Annotated in this window: 24 protein-coding genes and 6 pseudogenes; 19 read left to right on the top strand and 11 right to left on the bottom strand. The window is 70.2% G+C overall.

Annotated elements, in window-relative coordinates:
• Positions 1-28: 28 nt before the first annotated feature.
• The 4 genes from AB0L45_RS18080 to AB0L45_RS18065 form a co-directional block, all read right to left on the bottom strand.
• The gene (locus AB0L45_RS18080) at positions 29-1,309 is read right to left on the bottom strand and encodes an MFS transporter (RefSeq protein ID WP_365840903.1); all 1,281 of its coding nucleotides are present in this window, start codon (positions 1,307-1,309) and stop codon (positions 29-31) included.
• Between the two features lie 48 nt (positions 1,310-1,357).
• A complete protein-coding gene (locus tag AB0L45_RS18075) occupies positions 1,358-2,533 on the bottom strand; it encodes an amidohydrolase family protein (RefSeq protein WP_365840989.1) in 1,176 nt (391 codons plus the stop codon).
• Between the two features lie 38 nt (positions 2,534-2,571).
• The gene (locus AB0L45_RS18070; protein ID WP_365840901.1) at positions 2,572-3,981 is read right to left on the bottom strand and encodes a glutamine synthetase family protein; all 1,410 of its coding nucleotides are present in this window, start codon (positions 3,979-3,981) and stop codon (positions 2,572-2,574) included.
• A 163-nt stretch (positions 3,982-4,144) separates the two neighbouring features.
• Positions 4,145-6,208: a SpoIIE family protein phosphatase gene (locus tag AB0L45_RS18065; protein ID WP_365840899.1), complete on the bottom strand. Its 2,064-nt coding sequence runs from the start codon at positions 6,206-6,208 to the stop codon at positions 4,145-4,147.
• A gap of 109 nt (positions 6,209-6,317) precedes the next feature.
• Between AB0L45_RS18065 and AB0L45_RS18060 the strand changes: the two are divergent.
• Together AB0L45_RS18060 and AB0L45_RS18055 are read left to right on the top strand one after the other, a co-directional pair.
• Positions 6,318-6,913: pseudogene (locus tag AB0L45_RS18060) on the top strand (TetR/AcrR family transcriptional regulator); the annotation flags it as partial.
• A gap of 407 nt (positions 6,914-7,320) precedes the next feature.
• A complete protein-coding gene (locus AB0L45_RS18055; protein ID WP_365840897.1) occupies positions 7,321-7,569 on the top strand; it encodes a hypothetical protein in 249 nt (82 codons plus the stop codon).
• Between the two features lie 83 nt (positions 7,570-7,652).
• Here AB0L45_RS18055 and AB0L45_RS18050 read toward each other — a convergent pair whose 3' ends face one another.
• From AB0L45_RS18050 to AB0L45_RS18040, 3 genes and pseudogenes are all read right to left on the bottom strand, one after another.
• The gene (locus AB0L45_RS18050; RefSeq protein WP_365840993.1) at positions 7,653-7,760 is read right to left on the bottom strand and encodes a LysM peptidoglycan-binding domain-containing protein; all 108 of its coding nucleotides are present in this window, start codon (positions 7,758-7,760) and stop codon (positions 7,653-7,655) included.
• Between the two features lie 146 nt (positions 7,761-7,906).
• A pseudogene (locus AB0L45_RS18045) lies at positions 7,907-8,065 on the bottom strand (N-acetylmuramoyl-L-alanine amidase); the annotation flags it as partial.
• Positions 8,062-8,358, bottom strand: a complete 297-nt coding sequence (locus AB0L45_RS18040) for a hypothetical protein (RefSeq protein WP_365840895.1) — start codon at positions 8,356-8,358, stop codon at positions 8,062-8,064. The gene AB0L45_RS18040 and the pseudogene AB0L45_RS18045, both read right to left, overlap by 4 nt.
• Before the next feature lie 107 nt (positions 8,359-8,465).
• Here AB0L45_RS18040 and AB0L45_RS18035 point away from each other — a divergent pair, with 107 nt between their 5' ends.
• The 4 genes from AB0L45_RS18035 to AB0L45_RS18020 are packed head-to-tail and all read left to right on the top strand — an operon-like array spanning position 8,466 to position 11,106.
• The gene (locus tag AB0L45_RS18035; protein ID WP_365840893.1) at positions 8,466-8,882 is read left to right on the top strand and encodes a WXG100 family type VII secretion target; all 417 of its coding nucleotides are present in this window, start codon (positions 8,466-8,468) and stop codon (positions 8,880-8,882) included.
• Positions 8,879-9,412, top strand: a complete 534-nt coding sequence (locus AB0L45_RS18030; RefSeq protein ID WP_365840891.1) for a hypothetical protein — start codon at positions 8,879-8,881, stop codon at positions 9,410-9,412. Before AB0L45_RS18035 ends, AB0L45_RS18030 begins: the two co-directional genes overlap by 4 nt.
• Positions 9,413-9,421: 9 nt before the next feature.
• Positions 9,422-10,213: a hypothetical protein gene (locus tag AB0L45_RS18025; protein ID WP_365840889.1), complete on the top strand. Its 792-nt coding sequence runs from the start codon at positions 9,422-9,424 to the stop codon at positions 10,211-10,213.
• Complete coding sequence (locus AB0L45_RS18020) at positions 10,210-11,106, top strand: hypothetical protein (protein WP_365840887.1); 897 nt, start codon at positions 10,210-10,212, stop codon at positions 11,104-11,106. Before AB0L45_RS18025 ends, AB0L45_RS18020 begins: the two co-directional genes overlap by 4 nt.
• Positions 11,107-11,393: 287 nt before the next feature.
• Here the strand turns inward: AB0L45_RS18020 and AB0L45_RS18015 are convergent.
• Positions 11,394-12,038 (bottom strand): annotated as a pseudogene (locus tag AB0L45_RS18015) (oxidoreductase); the annotation flags it as partial.
• Positions 12,039-12,456: 418 nt separating this feature from the next.
• Here AB0L45_RS18015 and AB0L45_RS18010 point away from each other — a divergent pair.
• The 3 genes from AB0L45_RS18010 to AB0L45_RS18000 are packed head-to-tail and all read left to right on the top strand — an operon-like array spanning position 12,457 to position 14,472.
• Positions 12,457-12,771, top strand: a complete 315-nt coding sequence (locus tag AB0L45_RS18010; RefSeq protein WP_365840885.1) for an ESX-1 secretion-associated protein — start codon at positions 12,457-12,459, stop codon at positions 12,769-12,771.
• A gap of 1 nt (position 12,772) precedes the next feature.
• The gene (locus AB0L45_RS18005) at positions 12,773-13,864 is read left to right on the top strand and encodes a WXG100 family type VII secretion target (protein ID WP_365840883.1); all 1,092 of its coding nucleotides are present in this window, start codon (positions 12,773-12,775) and stop codon (positions 13,862-13,864) included.
• Positions 13,865-13,866: 2 nt separating this feature from the next.
• On the top strand, positions 13,867-14,472 hold the full coding sequence (locus AB0L45_RS18000) for a hypothetical protein (protein WP_365840881.1): 606 nt from the start codon (positions 13,867-13,869) through the stop codon (positions 14,470-14,472).
• Positions 14,473-14,965: 493 nt separating this feature from the next.
• On the opposite strand, the gene AB0L45_RS17995 is transcribed toward AB0L45_RS18000, so the two are convergent.
• Positions 14,966-15,997 carry a hypothetical protein gene (locus AB0L45_RS17995; protein WP_365840879.1) on the bottom strand — a complete coding sequence of 344 codons (1,032 nt, stop codon included), beginning with the start codon at positions 15,995-15,997 and terminating at the stop codon, positions 14,966-14,968.
• 2,164 nt (positions 15,998-18,161) lie between these two features.
• Between AB0L45_RS17995 and AB0L45_RS17990 the strand changes: the two genes are divergently transcribed.
• Positions 18,162-20,141: a pre-toxin TG domain-containing protein gene (locus tag AB0L45_RS17990; protein ID WP_365840877.1), complete on the top strand. Its 1,980-nt coding sequence runs from the start codon at positions 18,162-18,164 to the stop codon at positions 20,139-20,141.
• Entirely contained in the window at positions 20,138-20,485 is a 348-nt protein-coding gene (locus tag AB0L45_RS17985) for a hypothetical protein (RefSeq protein WP_365840875.1), read from the top strand. The genes AB0L45_RS17990 and AB0L45_RS17985 overlap by 4 nt, the downstream gene beginning before the upstream one ends.
• Before the next feature lie 148 nt (positions 20,486-20,633).
• On the opposite strand, the gene AB0L45_RS17980 is transcribed toward AB0L45_RS17985, so the two are convergent.
• On the bottom strand, positions 20,634-20,804 hold the full coding sequence (locus AB0L45_RS17980) for a hypothetical protein (protein ID WP_365840873.1): 171 nt from the start codon (positions 20,802-20,804) through the stop codon (positions 20,634-20,636).
• Positions 20,805-21,077: 273 nt separating this feature from the next.
• Here AB0L45_RS17980 and AB0L45_RS17975 point away from each other — a divergent pair.
• The 8 genes and pseudogenes from AB0L45_RS17975 to AB0L45_RS17940 form a co-directional block, all read left to right on the top strand.
• Positions 21,078-21,218, top strand: a pseudogene (locus AB0L45_RS17975) (lamin tail domain-containing protein); the annotation flags it as partial.
• 119 nt (positions 21,219-21,337) lie between these two features.
• Positions 21,338-21,712: pseudogene (locus tag AB0L45_RS17970) on the top strand (3-hydroxyacyl-CoA dehydrogenase NAD-binding domain-containing protein); the annotation flags it as partial.
• Positions 21,709-21,852 carry a hypothetical protein gene (locus AB0L45_RS17965; RefSeq protein ID WP_365840871.1) on the top strand — a complete coding sequence of 48 codons (144 nt, stop codon included), beginning with the start codon at positions 21,709-21,711 and terminating at the stop codon, positions 21,850-21,852. The pseudogene AB0L45_RS17970 and the gene AB0L45_RS17965, both read left to right, overlap by 4 nt.
• A 26-nt stretch (positions 21,853-21,878) precedes the next feature.
• A pseudogene (locus AB0L45_RS17960) lies at positions 21,879-21,923 on the top strand (hypothetical protein); the annotation flags it as partial.
• Between the two features lie 414 nt (positions 21,924-22,337).
• A complete protein-coding gene (locus AB0L45_RS17955; RefSeq protein WP_365840987.1) occupies positions 22,338-22,694 on the top strand; it encodes a DUF427 domain-containing protein in 357 nt (118 codons plus the stop codon).
• Between the two features lie 100 nt (positions 22,695-22,794).
• Entirely contained in the window at positions 22,795-23,757 is a 963-nt protein-coding gene (locus AB0L45_RS17950; RefSeq protein ID WP_365840869.1) for a metallophosphoesterase, read from the top strand.
• 22 nt (positions 23,758-23,779) lie between these two features.
• A complete protein-coding gene (locus tag AB0L45_RS17945) occupies positions 23,780-25,036 on the top strand; it encodes an MFS transporter (RefSeq protein WP_365840867.1) in 1,257 nt (418 codons plus the stop codon).
• Positions 25,027-26,145: a hypothetical protein gene (locus tag AB0L45_RS17940; protein ID WP_365840865.1), complete on the top strand. Its 1,119-nt coding sequence runs from the start codon at positions 25,027-25,029 to the stop codon at positions 26,143-26,145. The genes AB0L45_RS17945 and AB0L45_RS17940 overlap by 10 nt, the downstream gene beginning before the upstream one ends.
• A gap of 19 nt (positions 26,146-26,164) precedes the next feature.
• On the opposite strand, the gene AB0L45_RS17935 is transcribed toward AB0L45_RS17940, so the two are convergent.
• Positions 26,165-26,848, bottom strand: a complete 684-nt coding sequence (locus tag AB0L45_RS17935) for a DUF309 domain-containing protein (protein WP_365840986.1) — start codon at positions 26,846-26,848, stop codon at positions 26,165-26,167.
• Between the last annotated feature and the right edge of the window lie 49 nt (positions 26,849-26,897).

The following is a 26,897-nucleotide window of genomic DNA, read 5'->3' as shown; positions in this document are numbered from 1 at the left end:
GGCCGCCGGGCGCGCCCCGCCCGGCCGGTCAGGGCCGCGGGTCGCGGGCGTCGTAGCGGGCGAAGTCCCGCCGCCACAGGGCCAGGAGCAGCACCGTCACGACGCAGGCGAGGCCACCGCCGACGACCGCCACGGCCGGTGAGGCGAGGTCGGCCGCCGAGCCGGCCAGGAAGTCGCCGAGCCGGGGGCCGCCCGCGACCACGACGATGAACACGCCCTGGAGGCGGCCGCGCATCCGGTCGGGCGCCGCGGCCTGGAGCATCGTGCCGCGGAAGACCATCGAGACGGTGTCGGCGCAGCCGGCGACGGCGAGGCAGAACAGGCCGAGCCACAGGTGGCGGGTGAGGCCGAAGCAGGCGACGGCCGCGCCCCAGGCGGCGACCGAGACCAGGATCGCCAGGCCGTGCCGGCGGACCGCGCCGAGCCATCCGGAGAACAGCGCGCCGAGCACCGCGCCGACCGCGGGCGCCGCGACGAGCAGCCCCACCGTCTTGGCGTCGCCGCCGAACCAGAGGACGGCGACGGCGGGGAACAGGGCGCGGGGCTGGGCCAGCACCATGGCCGCCAGGTCGGCGAAGAAGGTCATGCGCAGGTTGGGCCGGGTGGCGAGGAACCGCAGTCCTTCCAGGACGGAAGGGCGGCGCGGGGCGTCGTCGCCCGCACCGTGGTCGGGGCGCATGGCGGGCAGCCGCCACATGGCGTACAGCGCGGCCGTGAAGCAGCCGACGTCGATCAGGTACGCGGCCTGGTAGCCCCACAGGCCGACGAAGACGCCGCCCAGCATCGGCCCGCCCATCATCCCGAGGTTGCTGGTGAGTGAGCTGAGGGCGTTGGCGGCGGGCAGCTGCTCGGGCGGCAGCAGGCGCGGGATCATCGACGAGCGGGCGGGCGCGTTCATCGCGAAGCAGACGGCCTGGAGGGCGACGACCGTGTAGAGCACCCACACCTGGCGTACGTCCGCGAGCGCGGCGGCGGCCAGCGCGACGGAGAGCACGGTGGCGCCCGCCGCGCTGAACAGGCCGAGTTTGCGGCGGTCGACGGTGTCGGCGATCACGCCGCCGTACAGTCCGAAGACGACCAGCGGGACCAGGGAGCACAGGCCGACCACGCCGACGGCGAAGGTGGAGCCGGTCAGGGCGTACACCTGGAGGGAGACCGCGAGGGCGGTCATCTGCTGGCCGACCCAGGAGACGGTGTTGCCGCACCACAGGCGCCGGTAGTGCGCGGAGGTGCGCAGCGGGGTGATGTCGGCGAAGACGCGGGTGTACAGCGGGGGACGGGGCTCGGAGTCGGATATGGCAGGAGGCACGGGGCAGTAAAGCACGGTCGGTGGTGGTACCACGTACCGGTGGCGTGATCAGGACGCCGTGCCGCGGGGCGGCCGGCTCCCGCACAGGCCGTACACCCGCCGCGCGTTGCCCGCCGCGACCAGGCCCGCCACCCGTTCGGCGTCCGCCGCCGACCAGGCGCCCGTGCGCACCCAGCCGGTCAGCACCTCGGCCAGCGCCGTGCGGAAGGCGGCGCTGCCGACGGTGTACAGCTCCGGCAGGCCGTACGCGTCGGTGGAGAAGAGGAGTTTGCCGAAGGGGGCCAGTTCGAGGAATTCGGCCAGGACGGCCGTGGCGCGGGGGCCGGTGTGGGCCAGGGTCAGGCCGATGTCGGCGTACACGTGCGGGAAGGCGTGCGCCAGGTAGGCGGCCTGGCGGTGGTACGGGTAGCAGTGCAGCAGGACCAGGTCGGTGCCGGTGCCCGCGGTGGCGTGGGCGAAGTCGGTGAGCAGCGCCGGGTCGGCGTGGTGCAGGCGCAGGTCGGGGTCGCCGAAGCCGGTGTGCAGTTGCAGGGGGCGGCCGGTGCCGGCGGCGAGCCACAGCAGGTGGCGCAGCAGGACCGGGTCGGTCAGGCGGTGGACGCCGGTGGCGAGCCAGGCGCGGGCGGCGGCCACCACCTCGCCCTCGGCCGGCGGCTCGGGGGCCAGGGCCAGTCCGTGGCGGTAGGCCGCGACGGACTTGAAGCCCACGGCGGCGCGGGCCGCGTCCCGTACGGCGTCGGCGAGTCCGGCCGCGAACACCTCGGCGGACGCGTCCGCGGCCTCCTCCCCCACCGCCCGTACGCCCGCCGCCACCCGTTCCGCCAGCGTCTCCAGCCGGACGATCTCGTACCCGGTGCCGCCGCCCGCCTCGGCCGTCCCGTGCGCGCCGGTGAGGTCACCGGGCAGGCCGGTGTCCACCAGGTACGTACCGATACCGGTGCCGCCCAGCAGCAGGCGCCGGACCTCGGCCGCGCCCAGTTCGCGCCGCCGGGCGAGGTACGCGCCGGGCGCGCAGTGCGGCGCGAGACCGAGCAGCGGCGGGCACCAGCGGCGGACGGCGAAGCCGGTCTGGGTGTCGAAGAAGGTGGTGCCCGCGGCGGCGGGCCGGTCCGACTCGGTCAGGTACGACGCGAACTCGGCGGCCGACAGGTCGCCGCGCAGCACGCCGTGGCAGTGCTGGTCGACCAGCGGCGGCAGGTCCAGGTCCAGGCCCGGACCCGGCATCGCGCCCGGGTCCGGGCCGCCGCCGCGCCGCGCGGCCATCAGTACCTCCAGCGGGTCGCCGCGGCGATCTCGTCGGGCTCGCTGTCGGCGAAGTGCGCCGCCTCGGCCCGGCGTACGGCGATCACCGCACCGTGCAGCACCTCGCCCATCGCCTGCCGCAGCACCGCCGACTCCGCCAGCCGGTCGGTGGACTCGGTCAGCGAGGTGGGCAGGCGGACGATGCCGCGCCGGGCGCGCTCGCGGACGCCCAGGGCGCCCGGGTCGCCGCTGACCGGCGGGGGCAGCGCGGCGCCCGCGGACAGGCCGTGCAGCCCGGCGGCGATCACCGTGCCGACCGCCAGGTACGGGTTGGCGGCGGCGTCGAACGGCTTGATCTCCGCGTGGCCGCCGTCCGGGTCACCGGGGTCGCCGGTGACCAGGCGCAGCGCGGCCTCCCGGTTCTCCACGCCCCAGCACTGGTAGGCACCGGCCCACACGGACGGAACCAGCCGCAGGTAGCTCGCGGGCGACGGACAGCCGACGGCGAGCAGGGCGGGCATCGCCTCCAGGACGCCGCCGAGGAACCGTACGGCGTCCGGGTCCAGGCTCCACTCGGCGTCCGCGGCGCGGTGCAGGCTGCGTTCGCCGCGGTGCAGGCTGAGGTGGAGGTGGCAGCCGTTGCCGACCTGGCCGGCCACGACCATGGGCGCGAAGCTGGCCCGCAGGCCGTGCCGCTGCGAGACGGCCCGTACGGTCTCCCGGACGAGCACCAGGTCGTCGGCGGCGCGCAGCGGGTCGGCCGCTGCGGTGGACACCTCGAACTGGCCCGGCGCGTACTCGGGGTGGAGCTGGAGGACCTCGATGTCCTGGAGGGCCAGTGCCTCGGCCACGTCGCGGAGGTAGTCGGAGAGTTCGACGACCCGGGTCATGCTGTAGGCGGGGCCCGCGCAGGGGTGGTCCAGGGCTTCGTCGGCGCCCGCGGGGGCGTCGGGGCGCCTGCCGCCGGCCTCCGGCGCGCGGGTGACGACCCACTCCGTCTCGAAGCCCATCCGCAGGACCAGCCCCGCGTCGGCGGCGCGGTCCACCATGCGGCGGGCGAACTGCCGCTGGCAGGCGGGGTGCGGCGCGCCGAGCTGGTCGTAGCGGTCGACGGGCGCCCAGGCCCAGCCGGGCTGCGCGGCGAGCACGGTGACCCGGTCCAGGTCCGGGAAGAGCCGCAGGTCGCCGTCGGGCCCGCCGAGGTGCGCGGACGCGGTGATCGCGTCGTCGGAGGTGAAGACGTCGAAGACCGGTGACATGCCGACGCCGCGATGCACGGCGGGCGCCAGCCGGGCCGTCGGCACGGTCTTGGTGCGGACGATGCCCGCGTTGTCGACCCAGGTCAGGGCGATGGCGCGGACGTGCTCCGCGTCCAGCCGTGCCGCCGTCCGGCGGGCGTCGCTCCACTGCTGCGCAGGCCCCGGTTCCATAGCGCGTGTCCCCATTCCGCCATGCCGCTCACTCGGCGGCCGTTCGAACTGTGCCCCTGCCCGCTGCCCGCTCCACGGCGCCCCCGTACAGGGGCCGTCGCGCCGTGTGCCCCGCCGGGCGGCAGGGCGCGGCCGCCGCGCCCCAGAGGGGCCGGGCCGGCCGTCACGGACAGTCGAACTCGCACCATACGCACTTTCCGTTGCCGCGCGGCTCCACACCCCAGACATCGGACAGCCGGTCCACCAGCAGCAGCCCGCGGCCCGACATCGCGGACTCGCCCGGATCGCGGCGGCGCGGCAGCGCGCTGGAGCGGTCGGCCACCTCCAGCCGCAGCCGCCGGTCGGTGCCGTGCGGCATCCGTACGGTCACCACCGCCGCGCCGTCGGTGTGCAGCAGCGCGTTGGTGATCAGCTCGTCGGCGGCCAGTTCGATCTCGTCGGCGCGCTCCCGGGCGCCCCAGGCGCGTACCGCGGCGCGGATCATGTGGCGGGCGGCGGACAGCCCTTGCGCGTCGTCGGGTGCGACGTGCTGCTGGAGCCGTCCGGCGGCAGGCGGGGCGGGCTCGCCGCCGCGGCGCAGGATCAGCATCGCCATGTCGTCGTCGCCGGTCTGCTCGGCGGCCAGTTCGCAGAGCCGGTCGGCCAGTTGCTGGACGTCCTGCGGGCCGTCGCGCACCACCCTGGCCAGGTGCCGTACGCCGTCCTCGATGTCGGTGCCCGGCTGTTCCACCAGCCCGTCGGTGTACAGCACCAGGGTCTCGCCGACGGCCAGGTGGACGGTGGTGACGGGGTAGTCCAGGTCGCGGAAGCCGGTCGCTATGCCCAGCGGGAGGCCGCCGGCCACCTCCAGCCGGCGGCACAGGCCCTCGGCGTGCCGCAGCAGCGGGTCGACGTGCCCGGCGCGTACCAGCCGCACCGTTCCGGTGGTCAGGTCGGCCTCGGCGTACGTGCAGGTGGCGAAGCGGTCGGTGTCGAGTTCGCCGAGGAAGGCGGAGGCGCGGGTCATGACGGTGGTGGGCGGGTGGCCCTCGGCGGCGTAGGCGCGGAGCACGATCCGCAGCTGGCCCATGACGGTCGCGGCGTGGGTGTCGTGCCCCTGCACGTCGCCGATGACCGCGGCGACCCGGCCCTCGGGCAGCGGGATCACGTCGTACCAGTCGCCGCCGATGTCCCGGCCGATCCGGGCGGCGCGGTAGCGGACGGCGATCTGGGCGCCGGGGATGCCGGGGATCCGGCGGGGCAGCATGGCCTGCTGGAGCCCCTCGGCGAGGTCGTGCTCCTGGTCGTAGAGCATGGCGCGGGCCAGGCTCTGCGCGACGCTGGAGCCGAGGGCGAGCAGCAGGTTGCGCTCCTGTACGCCGAACGGGTTCTCCGAGCGGTAGAACAGGCCCACCACGCCGATCGGCCGGGCCTGGGCGATCAGCGGCAGGTACGCGGCGGAGCCGAAGTCCATCTTTTCGAGGTGCGGCCAGAGTGCCGGGTAGCGTTCGGCGAACTCGGCGCGGGAGCGGATGAAGCACGGCTGGAGGGTGCGCACCGCCTCGCTCATCGGGTACTCCTCCTCGACCCGCAGGACCTCGTGCTGCGGTACGAAGCTGCCCTTCTGCCCCTCGTGGATCAGCCGGATGCGGCCCGCCTCGACCAGGCCGACGATGACGTTGCGCGCGCCCAGCCGGGTCAGGGCCTGGTCGTCGCCGAGTACGCCGATGACGTCGCGGACGGTCCTGGCGTGCGCCAGCGCCGCGGTGGTGCGCTCGACGAGGCCGGTGTTGCGCAGCCTGCGCGCGTGCGCCTGCGCCCGTTCGGCCGCCTGGGCGTACTCCTGGCTGGCGTCCCGGACGACGCCGATGATCCGGTGCGGCCGGCCGGTTTCGTCGCGGCGGATGCTGGCCTGGGTGTGGGTCCAGCGCACCGTGCCGTCGCGCAGCCGGACGCGGAAGTAGGCGCCGTACGAGTCGCTGCCGTCCTTCAGCGCCTGGGAGACCACGGCGTCCAGACGGGCCGCCTCGTCCGGCGGCAGACGGCAGCCCAGGGTGGCCGGGTCGGAGTCGTACTCCTCCGGCGGCAGGTCGAAGACCTCCAGAGCGGATCCGTCCATGTGCATACGGCCGCTGTCGAGGTCCCAGTCGAAGCCGCCCATGCCGTTGAGGGCCAGCGTCAGGTCCGGATGAGCGGGCCAGTCGTCCGGCACCGACACGGTCGGCCGCTTCGCGCCCCGGTCAGCCATGTCCGTAACTTTGCCACATTTATCCGTTATGTGGCCGGTCCACGAGGCCGGGTGGCCTGGCTGCTCGGCTCCCGCAGCGGCCCGGGAGCGGGAGCCGGTCACAGTGCCCGAAGGCAGCCGGCCGCTGCAGATCGTCCGGAGTCCGGGAGGCCGTCCGGCTGATCGCCGAGCACGGCTTCCACGCCGTCCGGGTCGCCGACACCGCCGCCGCCTGCGGCACCAGCACGGCCCCGTGCACTACCACTTCCCCGGCCGCGCCGCCCTGCTGGAAGCGGCCGTGCGCTGGTGCATGGACGAGGACACCGCGCGGCGCGCCGCGGGCCTGACCGACACGCCGGACGCCCACGCCGAACTGCTGCACCTGATCGCGCTGAGCCGCCGCGCACCGCACAGCAGCGGCGGCAGTGGCTGGTCCAGCTCGACCTGTGGGCGCAGTCCGCCCGCTCCACCACCGTCGGGCAGCCGCACGAGCACTACTACCGGCAGTGGCGGACCACCGTCACCGACACGCCGCGCCGGGGCATCGACCAGGGCGCCTCCCGCGCCGCCACCCCGGAACCCACCGCCCTGCGGCTGACCGCGCTCATCAACGGCCTGGCCACCCAGGCGCTGGCCACCACGCCGGACAGCACCACCCCCGACACCACGCACGCGGCACTGCTCACCTTCGCCCACCGCTTCGTCCACCGCGAACTGACCCCCTGATCAGGCCCGCCTCTCCCACCGAAGGAACCCGCCGTGAACAACGCGGTCATGTCGCCGCTTCCCCCGGTGCGGCCTGTGCGGTCGGCATAGCCGTCGTGCACGGTGACGGAGCGGTGACGGACAGGGCAGGTTGCCGCAGGAGTCACCAGCTCAGAGCGGTTCCGTAGGAGCGGAAACGCGTTCACAAACGAAGCCGGACCGGTTCTTCGCGGGCCCGGCCTCCTCGCCGTACACGCACACACGCATGATGGTTTCTCACGGTTTCCAGCGACTTCCGGTAGAAGCTCGCAGGAATCTGCCGCACCGATTTCCCATCCGTCTCCCAGTTGATCATGCACGGGCTGAAACGGGACCTCCCACAGCAGAGGCGAACCTGCCCCCTCGACTTCGGCGTCCCCTGGCGCACCGTGTTCGGTTTCTTCCCCCCGACCGTTCCCAGGGCATCCGGCGACTGGCACCCCATCGCGAAGCGGTGGTTCCAGTCACTGAAGGATTCCGGCCAGGCCCAGTTCTACAAGCAGTCGGATTGGCTCACGGCCGTGTACGTCACGGAGGCCATGAGCCGAAACCTGACCCAAGGCAAGTTCAGTACTCGGTTCTTTCAGCCGGCCATGTCCGCGATGACGGGCCTTCTGGCCGCGGAGGGCGCTCGGTGACGGGACGTGCGAAGCTGGAGCGTGAGGACGCCGGGGAGGGCCCGGCGCAAACGACCCGCGTGAGAACTGGGCTGCCCACCGAGCTACCGGTACCGCACCCACTGGCCAGGCAGGATCAGGTCGTCCGTGCTCCACCGGTTGAGCCGGCGCAGGTTCGCGGTCTCGATCGCGTAGCGCCGCGCGATCCCCACAGCGTGTCCCCCGTGGTCACCCGGTGGCTGTGCAGCCGGACACGGACCCGGGTCCGGAAGCCGTCCATGGCGAACGCCGGGGCGCTCTTCCCGGGCTGCCATTCTTGGTGCCCGATCACGGACCGCTCGGTCCGGCCGTGGCGGCGGCAGAGGGCCGCAGCCCACCGCACGGCCGCGTCGAGCTGCGTCTCAGGCCACGGATCCGTACCGGTGCCGCGGTTGACCAGTTCCAGGCCACAGAAACGGGCGTTGCCGTCCTTGGTGGCCTGCCGGTCCAGCGGGAGCGGGAACCGTTCTTCGATCACCGCTTGCAGGACGAGGGGATCCCCAACCCCGCATGGTTGGCACGACCCTGGCCCACCATGTAGATCAGTCCGTCCTTGGTGCCCACACTGTGGCGCAGCGGCAGGCCGGGGCGGCCGTCGTAGCACAGTTCCACCGAGGCCAGAGAACCGGACGAGGCGGTGTGGTGGATCATCACGCCGTGCACGCTCCCCCAGGGGCCCTGGCGGTTTCGGTGGTGGGTCCGCCAGCTGCGGTACTCCCGTACCTGGCAGCCCTCGGCGCGCAATGCCGCGAGGAACTGGTCTGCCGTCATGGGCAAGGTCATGGGGTCTCGCTCTTTCACTGCGAAGCAAACGGCCACGTGGCGCCGAAGAGCTCCGGCCATCCTGCGGGATATGAACCCGACTGACTACTTGAGCAGTGAACCTCTTCCTGCCGGAAGCGGCTGAAGCGTTGTCAGTGGCTCGCGATAGGTTGCGGGAAGACTCAAAAGCACAGTTCCTGGGGGGACCTATGGCCGGTGACGGCTTCGACGTAGACACGGACCAGCTCAAGTCCGCGGCGCCGCGATTCCACCGGGAAGCCGACGCGCTGGCGAAGGCGACGGCGAAACTCAAGGGCTCGCTGGACGGGCTGGGTGCACCGTGGGGAGACGATGAACAGGGGCAGAAGTTCCAGCACATGTACGCCCCGCACCGGACACAGATAGAAAAGGCCGCCCAAGCTTTGGTCAAAGGACTGGAAAGCATTTCCAAGGCTATGAAGGACATGGCGGACAACCATGAAGAAGCCGACCGGTCTTCTGCCACCGGCTTCGACAAGGGCGGTGCGCAGTGAGCGCCGCCGACAAAGCCAAGGAGGTCGTCCAGGACCTGACCGGCATGTACTGGCCGGAAGGTGACGAGGACGAGCTGAGGGAGGCTGCCCGCGCCTGGCGGACCTTCGCCGACGAGGTGGAAGACGTCACCGCCGCGGCGCACAAACCTGCCCAGGATGTCATCGACAACAACAAGGGCCCGGGCATCGAGGCGTTCGGTGAATTTTGGCGCAAGTATCACGGCGGCGGCAAGGGTTACCTGGACGATGTGGCCTCTGCCGCGCGCGACATGGCCAAAGGGCTGGACAAGTTCGCCGACCAAGTTGCCGAGGCCAAGACGAAGATCACGCATGAGCTGGAGATCGCGGGGGCGGTGCTGGTCGCCGGGACAGCGCTGGCGCTGTTCACCGGCGGCATCACCGAGGTCGCGGCGGGACTGGCTGCAGAGGGCATCACTGCGGCGGCCAGTGCAGTCGGCGTCACTCTTTCCGTCACGGTGACCGAGATTTCCAGTGCCATCATGGCGTCAGCCGCCATGGGCGGTATCTAAGCCATCACGGTGGACGTGGTTGTCGCTCAGGGCGGCCGGAATCTGCTCGGTGAGCAGCGTGGCATCAACCTCGCCGAAATCAAGGACTCCGGAACGTCCGGCTTCCTCCTGGGCGGCGCGTTCGGCGGTGCCGCACGCGGCGTCAAGGCGGTGCGCGACGCCGGCGGCTTGAAAAACGTTTTCGGCAAGACAAAGCTGGACGGCCTGGGAAACGTCAAAATCACGCTGCCCGACTTGGGTGGCCCGCGTATGGCCATGGCCGGTCACACGCCTGTCGGCCCACCTACTCGGCCCCTGATGCGCAGCACCGAGGGAAGCGGAGGAGGCGCGGCCTCCGGTACGCCTAAGATCAATGGCTGGGAAGCTGCGAGTCACATCAAGGGCCCCGCTGCCGGACGAATCCTCAAGCGCCCGCATGAGCGGCATACGATCAGCGGGTCGGCCCGAGCGGGCAAGAACATCAGGGAGGAAAACACTCTCATCCTCCCTGGATACGGCAAGGAAGTCGAGGCCGATATTGCAGGCATCGCAGAAGGAAAGGCAACCTACCTCCCGCGCGACGATCGCTACGAGATCAATGGGCGCACGTATGGCGTTCATGAGAACGGCACCGTGTACCCCGCATCGGGCCCGGGTTTTGTGCAACTCGACAGAAATGAATATGCCGCGCTATCTGCCATCGCAAAAGCGAAGGGCGACCTTTCGGCCGCACCGCAGCTAACACGGGCCCCACGCTTCGTCAACAATCCGGAAGCCGTCGAAAAGGCCCTCTCTCTATACAACGGGACCTACACACCATGACATACAACATTTTCCTCGTTGACAGCCCTGATGCGAATGCCATGGCTCAGGCTCTGGCAGCGGTCCTTCAAGTCCCGGTGAAGGAGATTGATGTCGCCGATGTCGATGGCGATCCGGACGAGCGCCACTGGGAAGCCCTCGTATCCTGCGAGTATTCGCACGTCCACGGCAATCTCTCATACTCCGCAGAGATCTACGCTCAGGATTCGGTGGCGCACCAGCCCTCAGAGGCTCAGTTCTCCGCAGCGCTTGCCGAACGGGTCGGTACACCCGTCCTGTATCCGCCGACCGGAAATTCCGAAAGCGCACACTGGATCGTCACTCCGGAAGGGCTGACCACTCGGGCACGACTGGACGAGTCCGAGGACGAAGAACCTTCATACACCGTCACGGCCGTCGAGGCTTTCGTTCGCCAGCTGCCGGACGTCCCGGTCAGGCATCTACCAGAAGTGGTGCGTGAGCAGAAGGTCATCACTCCGCTGACCGACGCCTTCACCGAAGCCGTGGCGTCCTTGCCTGAGACGGAGCGCTCAGAGATTTCACCGGACGGCACTGCGGCAACGCGCGTGGCCGCGTCCTACCTGGGAGCCTGGGAGAAACTATCGAGGCGGGCGGAAAACAGCTGGGAACCCTCCGGCTGGTTCCCTCTGGAGTTCTACCGGGAAACACTCGGCTATCGGGATGACATCGAGGGCTACCTGAGGCAGCTCCCGGGTACAGTGCAGGCACTGTACCGGGACTACCTCAACAAGGTCGACGATCTCTACCGGGAGCTGACCGTAGAAGACCGTGACCACGTGGTCGCCAACGACAAGGGCGCTCCCGTCACCCATCTGGCACAGAAACCCTGGTGGTGGTACCGCCGCCCTGAGCCCATGCCCTGGGCAGAGTAAGAGGCGCTGCGCCACGCTCTTCAAAGATCTCGAACAGCGTGGCGCCTCGCCGGAATTCTCAGTCGAGAAGGTATTCGATGCGGTTGAAGGAGATCCACGTCGGCGCGAAGGCAGCTGTCCGGTCGCGTTGAGTCTGTCCATGGTTGTGGTGAGCCGTGGGGCTGCCAGGTGGAGTGAGAACGCTTGACGCGGAATTCTCAGTGCGCGCGACTTCCGTGGAATCCGGGGAACGGCCGGCTCGTCGATGCCGGAGAAGGTCGGACGAGGAGCGTCGTGGCGTCAGGAGGTCAGGTACGGAGCAGGTCGGTCGAGACCGCCCAGAAGCGCTCGGCGACAGCGGGATCGAGCGCCCATTCCTTGACACCGTGCGGGTGCTGCGCGAGGTCGACGTCGTTCGGCACGGTGTATGCCTCCTGCGAGTCATCGAGGTAGTGGCCTCCGGAGTGGACGAACTGCGGGGCGACAGCCGCCACCATGGAGGTGGCGCCTCCCTGCTGGACCGTTTTGTAGCTGAAGGCTCCGGCGGCCTCGGCCGCATCGAGCGACTGCTTCTGCTGCGCGGTGAAGTTCCGCTGCAGCCCTGTTGCAACACCGCCGGGGTTCACCGCGTTGGCCACGATGCCGTCGGACGCCCACAGGCGGGTCGCCTCGACGGCGAACAAGGAGTTCGCCGTCTTCGACCGGGCGTAGGCGATCTGCGGGTCGTAGCTGCGCCGCTCGAAGTGGAGGTCGTCGAAGTCGATGCCGGAAGGCATGGGTGCCGTCGAACTGACCGAGACGATCCGCGCTTCGCCGCGGTCGGACGCCCCGAGGGCCAGGGCATCGTGCAGGCCGATGGCGAGTGCGAGGTGACCCAGATGATTCGTCGCGAACTGCAACTCCCAGACCTCGCGGGTTCGTTCGAGGCCACCGGTGACCACGCCCGCGTTGTGTGTTCCCCCCGCGCGCGGGGACCACGCACAGCCGAGCCCGAAGGGGTTGCCGAGCCAGGGAACAGCCCCGCACGCGCGGGGCTGTTTGGCGCGTACTACTGCAACCCCATCACCGACCGCGCAGCACCCCCGGCCACGGCGGACCGGAGCACTGAGCGCTCCGCATCGCGCCACCGTGAACGCACCGCGACCGGCCTCAGTCACTCGCAGCGAAGGTGCGGGACGGCTTCTCATTCCGGAATGCCGGGCCACCTCCTCCATGCTCGCGGGACCGGCCGACGCCATGAACGGGTCTGCCGGGTGCCTGGATCTGGTCAATGAGCCGTTAAATCGGTGCCTGCTGAACACAATTGGCGATGCTCATCTGTCTACGTTGGCCGGGCGCACTGATCACACGGCTCGATCACGGGGGACCGCGATGGCACACGAGCATTTTTCGATACATCCCGCGCCGGTTACGGCGCTGGCCAGGGACTTCACGTCCTCTTCCGAGCGCCTGGATGACCGCATCAGTACCTTCGCCACCCGTGCGGAGAACGTGAACGATGCCTTCGGTGTGATGTCCGAATCCACCGAGGTCCTGTCCCAGTACGTGGAGATGACCCGCCAGACGGTGTCCTCCCTGCGGCAGCTCAGTGCCGGGCTGCGGCACTACGCCGCAGGCCTGCAGCACACCGTTGCCTCCTACCGGGGATCCGATGCCACGCAAGCACAGCAGTTCGGGGGGAAGTGACATGCCCGGTCAGGAGCAGGAGCAGCAGCCGCAGATCGAAAAGAGCTTCGACCTGTTCAATCCCGGTGGGAACCCGTCGGTCCTGCGGGCGTGTGCCGAGGCGTGGCGGCACATGGCGCACGATCTGAAGAGCACGGTCGAGGCCCAGGACCATGAGGTCACCCGGCTCGGTGACAACTGGACCGGCGCCGCGGCCGATGCCTTCCACGCCCACTGGGAGCACACCAGAGGCCAGGTCGACAAGGCGCTGCCGCAGTTCGAGACCGTCGCCCGTCAGCTCGACACCACAGCTGATGCGATTCAGAAGGCCAACGACGAGGTGCACCGTGTGGTCGAGGAGATCGCCGCGACGGTGGCGATCGGCGTCGGCCTGACGGTGCTGACCGCGGGCTTCTCCGATGCCGTCGCCGCGGGTGCGGCCTCGGCTGAGATCGCCGAGGCGACGGCGGAAGTCACCCGGCTCGGGCAGCTTTTGATCAGGGCCGCCAAGGCGATCGAGGCGGTGAAGAAGGCGATGGCGGACAGCAAGCTGCTCAAATTCACCATCGAGTTCGGCAAGAACACCGGCGCCAACTTCATCGGCAACGTCGGCGGACAGGTGCTCACGGGGCAGAAGGTCACGTGGGGCCAGGACTTCCAGGATGCCGCCGTCGCGGGCGTGGTGGGCACGGGGATCGTCGAAGGCGCGGGGAAGCTCGGGGGCAAAGTCGAGGGCTGGGCGCGCAGTTCCGGGGGACACGGAGCCGACTGGGCTCCCGGCAAGGCTTTCGGAGAGGGACTGGGCGGCAAGAACCTGCCCGGCAGGATGGCCGTGGAGGGGGTGGGCAGCGCGGGCGGGCAGGCCGCGGCGGACGGGGCGGAAATCATCATCGAGGGGGAAGACAAGGACATCCTCCGGGACGCGGCGTTCAGCGGTGCTGCCGGAGCCGCCGGCGGCGGCGCGAACCACACAGGCGAAAAAATCAACGACGGCGGCGGCGAGCACCGCGCAACCGGCCGTAAGGGACTCCCCGGATGGCAGCAGATCCCCGCCGACGGCCTCATCTACGGCGCCGGCAACGCAGCCAACACCGAACTGGGCAGCTCTGACTGACCGTGTTCAAGGTCCGCAAAAGCATCAAGCGCTTCCGAAACGACCCCGCCTGGACTCACCACAAGCGCGCCCGGGATTACCTCGACACGTTCGACCACGGCGGCTATCCGTTCAGCCTCGGCCCCGACGGCATCGCCCTTCGCGATCTGCTCCAGGGCAGCTTCCGCGGTCAGGAGGTGAATCTGTTCCACCTCCTCGCATGGCAGCGCACCGGCAAAGCCAATGTCGCATGGACCTATTCCGTGACCGTTCTCCCCCTGCCCCGTGCCCTCCCGGCCACCGCCTTGACGAGCCGCCGACTGGCGTCATCGCGTACGGAAAGAATCCCCGCGCTCAACCGCGCCACGGGCCGCGCCAAGGACCTGCCCCACCTCGGCACCCACTTGGTCCGATACTGCGCCGACGACCCCGACTTCGCGGCGCTCATCAGCGCGTACGCCATGGAACGGCTCATGCACAACGCCCGCCTGGGCTGGCGCATCGAGAAAGACCGCATGATCGGGTGGACCCATGGGCGGGAGACCTACGAGGCCCTTCTGTCCCTCACCGAAACCCTCGCAGCCATCATCGACGACTTCCCTGAACAGGCGTGGTGCTGGCCCAAGTGAGCTGCTGTGCACCCGGGCCGGACTCCCGCGCCGACGACACGCTGCGGGGCCTAACTGGCGGCAGAGCCGTTCGCCGGCCCGGTCGGCTCGTGGACACCGCCTCCACCACAAGCCCGTCCGTAGCCGGGATCATGCGCTCCACTCGCACATCGACCCTTGCGCACAGCTCATCCTCGACCGTCTTGATCGCCACGGAGCACAAGACAGCGAAGAAACGATCTTTCGTTCCCGTCACTGACCTGGGGATTGACGCCACCGCGGTCAGAGCCCGACTTTTCCCCAGGGCTGCTCTTCGCTCCCCGCCCCGCTGCTGCGGCAACGGGCTGGAAGGCGACTGCGGAGTGTTCTGGGGCCGAGCGGCCGAGGGCGCGTTGGGGCGGAGCTTCGCGCTGGGCTCTGCCCGTCCTGGAGGCTCGGCCCGCCCGGGTGTCGGTGGTCACCTGCGCTCCGCGCATGAGCGGCCGGTCAGCGGTGTCCGACTGGACGTGGACGGTCACTTCGCGTCGACGGGCATCTGACGAGCAGGACGCGTCCGGAGCCAGTACGAGCGGGCCGCGACGGTCAGGGCGACACCGTAGACGGCGAAGGCGACCATCCCGATCCAGCCGACCAGCAGCGCGTCGTCCGGGGAATGGAAGTCGCCGGGCCGCATCGTCACTGCTCCGAACGTGGCCAGGAGCAGGTATCCGATCCCGACGACGCCGTACGGGGCGAGCGTGGCGGCCCCGAGCAGGGCCGGGACGAGCGGGAGCCGACGCGGCACCCGTCGGCCACGCAGGAACGGCGTCCAGCGCGGGAAGACCTGCCCCCACGGGCGGACCAGGCCCCACAGCAGGAATACACCGAGCGCGGCCAGCAGCGCGGTGGGGTCCAGGCCCCAGGACTCCAGGGTGAGGAAGAGCCCCGAGGCGCCGTTCCGCTCCGAGACCGCGAGCACCTCCTCGCCGGTGATCCCCGCGAACGTACCGCCGAACGCCCAGGCCAGCTTCATCGCCGCGTACGGGACGAAAGCCAGCGTCCCGGCCCAGGCGGCGAGTTGGTCGATCCGCGGTGCGACCGACGGCGCTTGTACGGCCCTGTCGGTGGGCAGTCGGTCGGACCGGGCCGTGGCCGCGAGCAGGACCGCCCCGACCGCCGCGAGAGCCTTGTTCGCAGCAGCGGCCGGATCGTCCACGCCCTGACCCACCATCAGCGTGACCACATCCATCAGCAGGCTGAACGCGGTGATCCCGGCCAGGACGCAGACCGCCAGGAGCAGCACCCGCAGCGCCGGCCGCAGCCCGTACACCACCACCGCCCCACTGACCGCCGCCGCCGACACACCCACCGTCATGGCCGCCCAGCCCAGCCACGAGGCCCCTGGACCACCACCGTGGTAGCGCCAGGAAGTCCCGCTCAGCGCACATACCAGGCCGAAGCCTGCGTACAGCACCGCCCACAGCACTGTCGCCCGGGCCACCCAGCGCGGCCACCGCTGCCACCAGGCACTCCAGGGCGCCTTCACCGTCCGTTCAGCACTGGTCATGTCCTGAACGTCGCACCGACCGCGGCGGTGCGGCGTCGGCCACCGGAACGATCTCCCTCCCCCAAGCGGGTGAGGCCGGCGGTTCCGGGGTGAGGAATCTCAGTGAGCAGGTTTGTCCCACCCCCGGGCGTCGGACGGGGAGATTCACCGAGTGCCATCAATGCACGGTCGGCCACGAGTGGCAGGCGAACATCTCCAACCGCACCACGCTGCCGAAGTGGAAGAACGGGGACGTTGCGCCGCCTGCCGTGAATCCGTGAATGCGTCGGCTGCCGGGTCTCTCATACCTTCCCCGGCTGCGGGCACACCGCACTGGTCACACTCGACACCGACTGGTCCCGGCGCGCCGCCGAGACCGTTGCGGCGAACCGGGCGAACGGCCATCCGGCCCGCACGACCACCGAGATCACCCGCAGCCTCACCCGGGCGGTGCTGTCCATGCCCGAGGACGAGGTGTCCGAGCCGCTTGCCCGCTACATGTGCACCTACCGGGAGTTGCGCGTGCCCGTGGCGCCGGACGGCAAGGGCCGCTACGGGCGGCTGGATGTGGTGATCTGATGCCTGGCGGTCCGGACATCGTCGTGGAGATCGACTCCGCCCCGAGCCCGGCCCGCGCAGCAGCTCGCCTTCGTCCGCGACGCGGGTGCCTACCCGCCGTGGGTCCGATTCGGCAAGGGCGGCACTGGGAAGATCAACGGCGTGGCGGTCCTCGACCTGCGGGCCGCGGTGCGGGGGTGTGTGCGAGGCAGGAGCCTGACGGGCTCGGCTCGCGACAGGGTGCCGTAGGTCCTGGTGGTGGTAGTGGCGGCGGTGGCGGTGGGGATACCGGCCTTACGGCCGTGATGCTCCTGGGTGGCCTGCTCGGGCTCGACGTCAAGCGCGCTGCGGTCTCCTTGAACGTCGGCAGGGGTCTGTTGGCCGTCAGCACCGGTCGCCCGTACGGCTGTTGTTCGAGTGGGCCAGCAGCGGGTCGGCCTCCAGGCCTCCACCTCCAGGTCGGCGCGGGCGACCGTGGACAGTAGCGCCAGCACCGCAGCGCCATCGCCCGTGCGGTCTTTGAGAAGCCCATCACCCAGGAAGCGGTCCGGGACGGACGGGTTGGCTTGTCGGCGTTCCTCGCGCCCCCGCTCCAGGCTCGACTCCACCCGGGTGCGCCCGGAGCCACTGCCGGAACTCTGCCGGCCGGGAGAATCGCGGCACGTGGCCAGACGGAGAGCCCAACTGGTCGAGCCAAGCCCGGGTGAACCGCTCAGCCTGCCGCAGCTGATCTACGTCCGCTTCCCCAGCCTTACCCTGATCTCCTCTCTGAGCCCGGACCGAAGGTCCTCCACCCGCGCAGAGCGAGGTCCGGCAGAGCAGCACCGGCTTCATGATGGGCGCCCTGCCGGGCCTCGGGGCAGCTCCGGCACGCCGGCCGGAAGCGTGTCAGCCCGCGTCGGGGCTCTTGCCCGCCAGCTGCGTCAGCAGTTCCACGATCCGCGCCCGGGTTGCAGTCCGCCTTCTCGTTCAGACTGCGCATCTCGTCAGCAAGTTGGTCGACCTTGCCCTCCAGCGCGTCGAACCGGCCGTTGATCTTGGTGAAGCCGTCGCGGGCCTCCCGGCGCAGCGCGGCCTGGCCCTCGGTGACCGCGGCGAAGTTTCTGCCGGACTGCACCTGCAGGGCTTCGACCCGGTCCCCGACGGCCACGGTGCGGCGGCTGGGCGCCTCCAGCTCGTGGTGAGCGATGGGGCCTCGGAAGCCAGGTCAGTCCTGGGTCGGCAGATGGTACGTGCACGGGGTGGTTGTCCCAGAAGCGGCGGCCCCGGCGGAGGCGGGATCGGGCGCCCGGCCGCGCACGCTTCGTACGGGTGCGGTTCTGGCAGTGGGCGAGGCGACTCCTCCTGACCGTGCAGCCGACGGATAGAGCTGCGCGGCCCGAGCAGGGGCGCAGCTGGAATCGCGGTGAGCGTGCCGTGAACTGGTGGGACACAGAAATTGATCATGAGGGTTTCACCCTCTACTGTGTAACGCTGCGCGCGACTCGGGGTTTTCAAATGGCCGGGGACGACCACCCTGGCCGCATCACGTCTGCCCGGTTCCACAGCTCCGGGCTTGCTGGCCCAGCCCGACCAGTCCTAGCGGAATCCGCGCGCCATTCTGCTCAATCGAACATTTTTAGGAAACATGACGAACGGCCGGAGAAGAAGATACCTTGCGTTCTTCTTGACTCTCTCGATGTTCTTTATTGGCGGCGTGTCAACTGCGGCAGCTGCCGATTCCACCGCGAAGCCGACATTCGACCTGGCGATCTCCAAGGTGATCGCTCAATGCCGAGGCCTGCTCCCCTCGAAGAAGATCTCCTGCATCAAGGAGAAGGCCGAGGAGCTCGTAGGTGACTCGGTGAACGAGTGCTCCGCAAAGCCCCTCGGCGAGAAAATCCCCTGCCTGAAGGACCGGTTGACAGAAGAAGCCGGCAAGGTACAAGGGACGCTGTGGGCTTTCCACCTGCTATACCAAGGTATGCACGGCCGGAATGTCGATAATTCTGTCCTGGGTGACATGTCCCAGATGGCGCGTATCAGGACGAATCCTCTGGTACTACTGGAGGACAAGGAACTGCTGGCGGGGCTGAAAAAAGACCTCCGCCAGGAACTCGGCGAGATGAAGGGGGCGGACGAGAACGGCAACTGCCGCAAAGACGCCTCCTTGATCGGACTGCTGAACTGTTTCAAGAATGAATACCTGCCCCAGGTCGCGGTGAAAGAAACGCTGGCCTGGATGGCGTACGCGAAGATACTCACGCTCTACATCGCGGACAGGAATGAAGTAGGCAAGCAGCTTATCGACCTGCATGCCGAGCTTGGCCAGGCAGCAGGCGACCCGCAGAAGCTCAAGGATCCGGGGTACCGGAAAAGGCTGGCTCAAAGCGCTCAGGAGGTCCAGCGGCACGCGGCAGCCAATGCGGACTTCTGGAGGGCGCACAGCAAGGAGCTGCTCAGCAGTCTCGACCGTATTGTCGTCGCAGGACGGACGGCGAATGCTGCGATCGGCAAGGCCGGCCACAACTCGGACAGTCTTTTTGAGTTCACGCTGCCCGACGGCTGGAATGAGACTTTCGGCCCCGGGGGAACCTTCGAAAAAGAATTCGGCTCGGGCAGCGGTTGGGGCACGCTCGGCCCGGACAGCGACTGGGACAAGATTTTCGGCCCCAACGGAAGCCTGACCACAGCCTTCGCCCCGGGCAGCGACTGGGACAAAACCTTCGGTCCCGGCGGAACCATGGACCAGGCCAACAAGGAACTGGACCAGGCCGGCCGGGACCTGAAGAAACTCAACGAGAGCCTGGACTCGTGGGTGCGGGACATGGAAAAGACGCGCCAGAGCATCAATGCTTCGGTGAAAAGCATTGACCGTAGCATGGACAGGCTACAAGAAGACCTGGCCGAAATGGAAAGAATAGGTCACCGCAACCACGAGGCTCGTAACCCTCTCGAAGGGCTTGACCTTTCCGGCATCGGTGATTATGTGCGCGGCGGCCCCAAGGCCGAGGAAGACAAGGCGAAGCAGGCCATCGTCTCCCTGCTGCTTGACTTCACCCCGGGTGTCGGCGACGCCAAGGGTATCGTCGAGGTCCTCTCAGGCAAGGACATGGTGACCGGGCAGAAGCTCTCCCCAACGGACCGCCTTCTCAGTGGCCTGATCCTGACCCGCTGGATCAAGGGCGGAAAGAAGGCCATCAAGGCCGATGAGCTGATCGACGCCGTCAAGAAGGAAAAGGCTAAGCCTCGCGACCCTGCCGCGCGTTACCCTGTAGGCCATCGAGGCAAGCAGGAAGATACGAGCATCCGTTCTCCCGATGCGGACGACACGTCCGTCAACCGAGGGAACCGGGAAGTTAAGATCGTTTTTCCTGACGGGTCAAAGACGAAGAACTCCCCCACCCGCATCGGCGGGCGTTCCTACACGGGGCATGCCCTGGACCGTATGCAGGGCCGTGGGATCATGCCGTCGGTAGTGGAGGACACCATCAGAAACGGTGAGACCGTACCCGGCAAGAGGGCCAACACGTCTGCGCACTACAATTACACAGACGGCATCACGGTCATCACGGACACCAAAACGGGCGATGTCATCACAGTCGCCGGAGGGATCATCAAACAGTGAACGAGGATCGCGAATGGTGGGCAGGGCAGCGTCGCCTGGCAGAGAACACCATCACCCGGTTCGAACAGCAGCAGATCTCCCTGAAGGGGCTCGTTGATGATCTGCTGTTTTTCTCGGACGCTTTCGCGGAACGAGGAACAGAATCCATGGATTCCTTCTCTTCCCAACTGCCCGTCCCTGCCCGTCAATGGCTGGAGATGTTTCAGTCGGCGGCCCTCGGAGTTGAAGTGATTTTTTCTGTAGCGGATCACGCCGAACAGGAACACCTCTCAGGTGAGGATGCGGCATCTGTTGACGAAGAGGTCACTATTCTGAAAAACCTGATCTCTGCCCTCCCCGGATAACGCTGTCCAGCTCACCGAGACGCTGTGGACTGCCTCAACTGCCCACAGCGTCTCGGTGCTCCCTCAACGCGCTCCTGTCATAGGGCCCGTAGCCGGCTCCGGCGTCAGGCTCGGCGTGGTCAGGTAGCGGGGCCCGGAATGGCTGAGGTCATCGCCGGGCAGGCAGCAGCGCGAGATCGCTCCGCTCCTGCAGCGCCGGGCCGCGGCGCGGGAGCAGGCCCTCGGCCAGATCGAGGTCGAGCAGCGCGTGGGCGATGCCTTCCTTGCTGCCCTTGCTGCCCTTGCTGCGGAAGTGGAAGTACACCGCTCCTGCCGCCACGCCGGACCGGGCGGTGATTTGCGATTCGAGCCCGTCGAACCCGCAGGTCGGTGGCGTACCTGGTGTGGTGTGCCGGGGGCGCGTGACCGTCCGGTCATGCGCGGAGGCGTGTACGACGGACGCGGAACGGGTGTGCACATGTCCGGGTTCCGTAATGGGCCGTCACGCCTTCAAGCACTGCCTGTCGGGTGAGCGGACAGTGAGGTCCGCCCGGCACTTCGGGCACCTCGTCCTGCCGGCTCCGCCTCAGGCGGGGCTGCCCTGGCCGTCACCGTGGCCCTGCCTGCCGCCGCCACCGGCGCACACGCCCTGCCCGCCCTGCACCGCTCCCCCGTCGTCATCGGTGCGGTGCAGGCCGGCAGCCCTGGCCGCGACGACGGCTCCAACCGGTCCCTGAACGGCGAGTGGGCGACTTTCCGAAGTTGCAGCCTGGGGTTCCAATGGAGCTCGGTGCTGACCGTCGACCGCGCCGAGCGGGACGCATTGCGCCGCCTGGCCGCGGGATGCGGCCACACCCACGTCGCATACCGGCCCGTGACCGGGTCGCCCAGCTGGACGCGGCCACCCGCCCGGCGTGGTCATCGCCTCCCCCACCTCCGGCGGTCCGATGGTGGACATGCAGACCACGGCCGCCACGCCCGGCCGCCTGGTCATCAGCACCCGTTCAACCCGCCGCCCGGCGGCGAGGGCGGGATGGCCCACACGCTCGACCACTTCGGTCCGTCGCTGAAGTCCCCCGGACCCGGCCGACGGCGCCGGGGCTGGACCGGGCGCTGCGGGACGCGGTGGTCGACGGCTGCGACCGGGCCGCCGGGGGCCGTACGTACGCGCAGTTCGTCGCGGAGCGCGACCAGGGCGTCATCGACGTGCTGCGCGTGACCGGCCGCCTGGCCGGGCCCGCCCGGTGACGGCGCGTCTGCCGCTGTTCCGGCGGACGGTCCAGGACGACTGGATCGACCGGATCGACCGGATCGACCGGATCGACCGGATCGACCGGATCGACTGGATCGACTGCAACGGCATCTCTCCGAGGCGTACTACCTCCTAGGCTTCGGCTTCGCCACGGATGCCCTCATGGACATGACCGGCCTCGACGCGGCCTACCGCAGCCGCACCGGGCACTCGCTCTACACGGTCGAGGCGCATGTGCGCTGGCTGGCGGAGGTGCCGCGGGGTGCGAACTCGCGGTGCGGACGGTGGTGCTGGGCGTGGGCGCGAAGAAGGTGCGGTTCGCGCACGCGGTGTACGGGGGCGACGCGTCCGGCGATCCGGTGGCCACCGAGGGGGTCTTCGCGCTGCACGTCCATCAGGGCGAGGGCCGGGCCGCGTCGCTGCCCGACGCGGCGCGGGAGCGGCTGGCGGCGCCGGCCGGGCCGGCGCCCGAGTGGGCGGGGCGGGGAATCCGGGAGGTGCGGGCGGCGTTGCACGGCGTGTCCCTGGATCGTCGGGGACGCGCCGTCGCCGGGGTCGGCCGTCCGGCCGTTCCGCGGTGCGACCCTGAGGTACCGCATTCCCGTCCGGAGAGGAACCGTCATGCCGTCCGTACCAGGCCACCGCATCACCGTCGAACAGGGCACCGACCACGTCCGCGTCGTCCACGACGGCCAGGTCGTCGCCGACAGCCGCCGTCCGCTGCTGCTCCACGAGACCGGCTACCCGGTGCGCTACTACCTGCCGCCCGAGGATGTCCGGACGGACCTGCTGGTCCCGTCCGGCACCCGCACCCACTGCCCGTTCAAGGGAGACGCCTCCTACTGGTCGCTTTCCGGTGGCCCGGAGGACATCGCGTGGGCCTATCCTGCGCCGAAGTCCGCGGTCGCGCAGATCAAGGATCATCTGTGCTTCTACGAGGCGGAGTTGGTGGCGGCGGGCCCGGACGACAGCCGGTAGGAAAGTTTCCTAACTATTCTCCGTCAGGTCCATTGACGCGTACACGTACCCTCGTCAAGATTCCTCCGAACGGCACCCCCCGCCGACCGAGGAGACGGACATGACGCCCACCCCCCGCGCCCCGAAGTCCCGCACCTTCCTGTCCAACCCCCGCACCGGCATACCCACCGCCGCGGGCGCGGCCCTCGCGCTCGTCGGCGGTGCGCTGCTGTGGTCGCCGGCCGTCCGCGCGGACGCCGCGCCCGAGCGGACGGCCGCCAAGGCCGGCGCCTTCACCGTGGTCGCCGCCGGTGACATCGCCGAACGCTGCACCGCGAGCAGCAGCAGCTGTGTGCACCCGAAGACCGCGGCCCAGGTCAAGAAGATCGACCCGGCCTTCGTGCTCACCATGGGCGACAACCAGTACGACGACGCCCGCCTGAAGGACTTCCAGAAGTACTACGACACCTCCTGGGGCGCCTTCAAGGCCAAGACGCACCCGGTGGCCGGCAATCACGAGACGTACGACCCGGACGGCAAGCTCGCCGGGTACAAGTCCTACTTCGGCTCCGTCGCCTACCCCAAGGGCAAGAGCTACTACAGCTTCGACCACGGCAACTGGCACTTCGTCGCGCTGGACTCCAACAGCCTGAACTCCACGCAGACCAAGTGGCTCAAGGACGATCTCGCCGCCAACTCCAAGAAGTGCGTGGCCGCTTACTGGCACCACCCGCTGTTCTCCTCCGGCGAGCACGGCAACCAGCCGGTCAGCCGCTCGGTGTGGAAGCTGCTGTACGACGCCAAGGCGGAGCTGGTCCTCAACGGGCACGACCACCACTACGAGCGCTTCGCGCCGCAGGACGCGGACGGCAAGGCCGACCCCAAGGGCCTGGTCGAACTGCTCGCCGGGATGGGCGGCGCCAACCCGTACAAGATCGAGGAGGTCCAGCCGAACAGCGAGAAGCGGCTGACCAAGACCTTCGGCGTGGTCAAGCTGAACTTCACCGACGACGGGTTCTCCTGGGACCTCGTCGGCACGGACGGGAAGACGAAGGACAGCAGCCCGTCCTACCAGTGCCACTGACCGGCCGCCCGGAAACCGCCCCATGTATCTCGCCTCCACCGGCGCGGCCGCCGCCACCGCACAGCTGACGCGCGGCCGCGTCGCCGGACCGGTGCTCGCACTCGGCACGGTCAGCCTGGTCACCGACATCTCCTCGGAGATGGTCACCGCGGTGCTGCCGCTCTACTTCGTCCTGCAACTCGGCCTGTCCCCGCTCCAGTTCGGCTTCCTGGACGGGCTCTACAACGGCGTCACCGCCCTCGTACGGCTGGTCGGCGGGCACGCCGCCGACCGCGGCGGGCGGCACAAGCTGGTGGCCGGCGCCGGTTACGCGCTGTCCGCGGTGTCCCGGCTGGGCCTGCTGCTCGCGGGCGGCGGCACGGCCGGGATCAGCGCGGCCATCGCCGCCGACCGCATCGGCAAGGGCGTACGGACCGCCCCGCGCGACGCCCTGATCTCGCTCAGCAGCCCGCCCGACGCGCTGGGCCGGGCGTTCGGCGTGCACCGCGCGATGGACACCACGGGCGCGCTGCTCGGACCGCTGGCCGCGTTCGCGCTGCTGTGGGCGACCGCGGACGCCTACGACGCGGTGTTCGTCGTCAGCTTCTGCGTCGGGCTGCTGGGCGTGCTGCTGCTGGTCGCGTTCGTGCCGGGGCGCGACGCCCTGGGGCCGGTGGCCGCGGCCGCCGGGCCGCGGACCCCGCTGCGCCACCGGATCGCCGAGCCGCTGCGCGACGCCGCCTTCCGGCGCATCATGCTGGCCGCCGCCCTGCTGGGCGCGGCCACCATCGGCGACTCGTTCGTCTACCTGCTGCTCCAGAAGCAACTGGACTTCGCGGTGCGCTGGTTCCCGCTGCTGCCGCTCGGCACCGCCGCGGTCTACCTGCTGCTCGCGGTGCCCGCCGGGCGGCTCGGCGACCGCGTCGGGCGCCGGGTGCCCTTCCTCTTCGGCCACGCGGCGCTGCTCGCCGCCTACCTGCTGCTGCTCACCGTGGACGACGGCACCGTCCTGCCGGCCGGTGTGCTGGTCCTGGTGGGTGTCTTCTACGCGGCCACCGACGGCGTACTGATGGCCCTGGCCGGACCGGTGCTCCCGGCGGCGCGGCAGGCGAGCGGCATGGCCCTGCTGCAGACCGGCCAGGCGCTGTGCCGGCTGCTCGCCGCGGCGGGGTTCGGTGCCGTCTGGACGCTCTGGGGCAGCCGGACAGCGCTGGTCGTCGCCGTCGTCGTCCTCGCGGCCGCCCTCGCGGGCGCCGCCGTGCTGCTCCCTCGTACGGAAAGGCGGCCCTCATGGTCGTGACGGATACGGCAGGTCCCCCGCCGGCGACGGAAGGTCCGGAGGAGGCGGAGGGCGGGGCCCGTGCTCGACGGGCCGGGTTCTCCACGCGCGCCCGTGTCCTGGCCATCGTGGTGGCCACGGCCGTCCTCACCACGGTCGCCGTGGTCTACACGGTGTCGGCGGCCCGGCGCGCCGACACCGCCGACGCACCGTCGGCGTTCGGCCTGGACCGCGGGCAGCTGTACTTCCGCAGTACGCGGGACGGGGACGGCGCCGGGCGGGTCGCCCGCCTCGCGGCTCCCGCCGCCGCCCCGGGCGCCGCGGCACTGAGCGCGCGAGCCGCCCCGGCGCCGGACCACCGCACCACCGGCGGCCCCGCCTGCGAGCGCTTCTACGCGGCCGGCGGCACCGCCCTGTGCCTCCAGCGCCGCCCCGGCATCCCCCCGGCCGCGTACGCCGTCGTGCTGGACGGTCAGCTGCGCGAGAAGCGCCGGATCGCCCTGACCGGCATCCCCAACCGGGCGCGGGTCTCCGCCTCGGGCCGGATGCTGTCCTGGACGATGTTCGCCACCGGCGACTCCTACGCCACCACGGCCTTCTCCACCCGTACCTCGATCCTCGACACCCGCACCGGCTACCTGATCAAGAACATGGAGGACATCCCGCTCACCCTCGACGGCCGCCGCTACCACTCCCCCGACGTCAATTACTGGGGCGTCACCTTCGCCCGCGACGACAACCGCTTCTACGCCACCGTCTCCACCAAGGGCCGCACCTACCTCGTCGAGGGCGACATGCGCCGCTGGGCGGCCCGCACCCTGCGCGAGAACGTGGAGTGCCCGTCCCTCTCGCCCGACAACACCCGTCTCGCCTTCAAGAAGCGGGTCCGGGAGGGCGCCCGCGACCCGTGGCGGCTGTACGTGCTCGACCTGCGCACCCTGCGCGAGCACCCGGTCGCGGAGCAGCGCAGCGTGGACGACCAGGCGGCCTGGCTGGACGACCGTACGCTCGGCTACGCGCTGCCGGGCGGCGACGGCAAGGGCAGCGACATCTGGACCGTCCCGGCGGACGGCACGGGCGCCCCGGCACTGCGGGTGGCGGGGGCCTCGTCACCGGCGCTGGTGCGCTGAGCGGGGCGCGGCCGGGCCGTCATTCCGCGGTCCGGGGGCTTCCGGCGGTGCACAGGCGGGGGGCGTTCCCGGCCGCCGCCACCGGCCCGTCGAGCCGGTCCGCCAGGTCCCGCGCCCAGGCGGTCAGCCCGTCCACGTCGATGTCGTACGGGACGGTGTCCGCGTACGGGGCGATGGCGCCCGCGCCCCGGAGCAGCAGCGCCGCGCCGCCCTTGGCGTTGCCCCGGGCGGCGTGGGTCAGGCCGACGGCCAGCTGCGCCAGGCCGCGCCACAGCTGCCGCTCCGGTTCGGGCGCCGTCTTCCAGGCGTCCTCCAGCACCTCGTGCGCGTGGAAGGGCAGGCCGCGGTCCAGGAGGTCCTGGGCCTCGGTGAGGGCTTCGCGGGGGCTGCGTTCGACGCCTTCGGGCTGGCGGGCCACGCCCGGCGCGCCGTACGGCAGCGGGCGTCCGAGGCCGTCCCGCGGGCGGGCGTTGCGGGCCCGGCCTTCGACGTCACGGTCGCGGGCAGCCATGGTCCGTCCTTCCGGTTGCGGCGGGCCGGCCTCGGGAGCGCCGTCGGCACCTTCGGCACCGGCGCCGGTTCTGGTCCCCGCCCCGCAGTGCTCGCAGCCGGGCTCCGCCGGCCGGTCCGTGATCCGGCCGCACTCCTGGCACACCTGGTCCAGCCAGCAGGCCGGGTCGCCGCCCTCGTCGTCTCGTGACACGTTCACGCTTCGATTGTGCAGCGCGTGCCGGGGCGGTGTACGGGCGGGG

The sequence above is a fragment of the Streptomyces sp. NPDC052496 genome, from assembly GCF_040679095.1.
Lineage (GTDB): Bacteria > Actinomycetota > Actinomycetes > Streptomycetales > Streptomycetaceae > Streptomyces.
This window is presented reverse-complemented; position numbering and strand designations above follow the sequence as displayed.

Coding starts and splice junctions, on each gene's coding strand:
- AB0L45_RS18065 (WP_365840899.1), bottom strand. CDS start 6,208: ATGGCTGACCGGGGCGCGAAGCGGCCGACCGTGTCGGTGCCGGACGAC.
- AB0L45_RS17990 (WP_365840877.1), top strand. CDS start 18,162: ATGACGAACGGCCGGAGAAGAAGATACCTTGCGTTCTTCTTGACTCTC.
- AB0L45_RS17950 (WP_365840869.1), top strand. CDS start 22,795: ATGACGCCCACCCCCCGCGCCCCGAAGTCCCGCACCTTCCTGTCCAAC.
- AB0L45_RS18020 (WP_365840887.1), top strand. CDS start 10,210: ATGACATACAACATTTTCCTCGTTGACAGCCCTGATGCGAATGCCATG.
- AB0L45_RS18010 (WP_365840885.1), top strand. CDS start 12,457: ATGGCACACGAGCATTTTTCGATACATCCCGCGCCGGTTACGGCGCTG.
- AB0L45_RS17955 (WP_365840987.1), top strand. CDS start 22,338: ATGCCGTCCGTACCAGGCCACCGCATCACCGTCGAACAGGGCACCGAC.
- AB0L45_RS18040 (WP_365840895.1), bottom strand. CDS start 8,358: ATGACGGCAGACCAGTTCCTCGCGGCATTGCGCGCCGAGGGCTGCCAG.
- AB0L45_RS17940 (WP_365840865.1), top strand. CDS start 25,027: ATGGTCGTGACGGATACGGCAGGTCCCCCGCCGGCGACGGAAGGTCCG.
- AB0L45_RS18070 (WP_365840901.1), bottom strand. CDS start 3,981: ATGGAACCGGGGCCTGCGCAGCAGTGGAGCGACGCCCGCCGGACGGCG.
- AB0L45_RS17995 (WP_365840879.1), bottom strand. CDS start 15,997: ATGACCAGTGCTGAACGGACGGTGAAGGCGCCCTGGAGTGCCTGGTGG.
- AB0L45_RS18075 (WP_365840989.1), bottom strand. CDS start 2,533: ATGCCGGGTCCGGGCCTGGACCTGGACCTGCCGCCGCTGGTCGACCAG.
- AB0L45_RS18005 (WP_365840883.1), top strand. CDS start 12,773: ATGCCCGGTCAGGAGCAGGAGCAGCAGCCGCAGATCGAAAAGAGCTTC.
- AB0L45_RS17945 (WP_365840867.1), top strand. CDS start 23,780: ATGTATCTCGCCTCCACCGGCGCGGCCGCCGCCACCGCACAGCTGACG.